Below are 1,723 nucleotides of genomic sequence, written 5' to 3'. Positions count from 1 at the left end.
AACTGACGCTCCGATAGCAGAAGGGTGCCCCCGGCCTGCGATGATCTGATTGCTGAGATCGAGAACGCCGCAGAGCAAGGGGCACCCAACAGGTGAAGGCTACCCGCTGGGATCAGCGGCTCGACGTCCGGGCCGATGATGACAACCTGATCGGCCACGCGGGCATCGTGCTGTTGCGGAGGGTCGCCGACCGCACCGGGCTGACCCTCGCGCTCAGCGCGGTGCTACCCAAGGGCAGCGGGCCGGGCTGGCGGGACCGCGGTGTGGCGCTGGTCCAGCTGGCCTGCGCGATCGTGCTCGGCGCGACGAACATCCTGGAAGCCGAGCAACTCCAGGACCACTGGCGGCGCCTGTTTCCCCGCCCGGTGTCCGACAGCACCCTGCGCCGCACCCTGGAGGCGATCGACACCCCGGTCGCGGCCCGGGTGGAACGCGCCCGCGCCGCGATACGCCGCGTGGTGTGGACGCTGCTCGCCCTGCGCCCCGGCGGCTTCCCCTGGATCTCGGTATGCGGCCGGGAGCTTGCCGGCTGGTACGTCCTGGACCTGGACGCGACCATCGTCACCTGTACCAGCCGGAAGGAAGGCGCGGCGGGCACCTTCAAGGGCAGCTTCGGCCACATGCCGCTGGGGGCGTGGGTGGCCAACACCCGCGAGTGCGTCGCCATGCTGCTGCGGCCAGGCAACGCAGCCCCCAACGACGTCGCCGACCACAAGAGCGTTCTGGCCGCCGCGCTGCGGCAACTCCCGCTGCCGCTGTGGTCGAAGCTGCTGATCCGGATCGACGGCGCGGCCTTCAGCCACGACGTCCTCGACCACCTCCAGACCCTGACCACCAGCCGGCGCCGGGTGCGCTGGGTGACCGGCTGGGCCATCAACGAGACGGACGAGCGAGCCATCGCGCTGCTGCCCGAGAAGGTGTGGACGGCCACACTGCGGCAGGACGGCGAGGTCCACGAGATCAAAGGACCCGACGGCGAGTGGCTGACCTACCAGGTCGCCGAGCTGACCGGCCTGCGCGACCTGACAGGCTGGCCGGCAGGGATGCGGCTGATCGTGCGCCGGGTCAAACCGTCGCGGCGCGACGCGAAGAAGTTGACGGCCTTCGAGAAGCGCACCGGCTGGCGCTATCAGATCGTGGCTACGAACATCCCCTCCCACCATGGGCTTTCCGGGGTGCCCGCCTCCGGGCAGGTGTGGTTCGTCGACGCCCTCTACCGTGATCACGCTGAGGTGGAGGACAGGGTGAAAGCGATCAAGAGGGTGGGGCTCGGGCTGCTGCCTTCGAAGTCCTGGCAGCTCAACGCGGCCTGGGTGCTGGCCACTACGCTCGCAGCCGACCTCGACGCCTGGACCCGTCTCCTCCTCCTGCACGACGAGCCCGAACTGGCCAAGGCTGAACCGCAGACCCTCCGCATGAAGCTCTACCACCTGCCCACCCGCCTCACCGCCCACGCCCGACGCCGCACCCTCCACCTGGACCGGACCTGGCCCTGGACAGCGGCGTTCACCGCCGCCTGGCAACGGACCGCAGACCTTCCGGCCCGTACCTGACAGCCGGCCACCACCCCGACGACACCGGAGAGGAGAGCACCGCACCACCATCGGCCCCGTGGAAGCCGACGCCCCCGCAGCGCATGCGACGACCCGTCCCCGCACGGCAAGGGATATATCGGGCACCCAGCCGTTCACGGCGGCAACGTCAGACCACAGACGAATCGAGG

At 70.0% G+C, this 1,723-nt stretch carries 1 protein-coding gene; it reads left to right on the top strand.

The window, feature by feature from the left end; genetic code table 11:
* The first annotated feature begins 92 nt into the window (after positions 1-92).
* A complete protein-coding gene (locus tag ABZ904_RS51145; protein WP_361831193.1) occupies positions 93-1,553 on the top strand; it encodes an IS1380 family transposase in 1,461 nt (486 codons plus the stop codon).
* The last annotated feature ends 170 nt before the right edge of the window (positions 1,554-1,723 follow it).

It is taken from the genome of Streptomyces sp. NPDC046900 (assembly GCF_040644975.1).
GTDB lineage: Bacteria > Actinomycetota > Actinomycetes > Streptomycetales > Streptomycetaceae > Streptomyces.
Note: the sequence above shows the minus strand (reverse complement) of the source record. Positions and strands in the feature narration are given on the sequence as shown.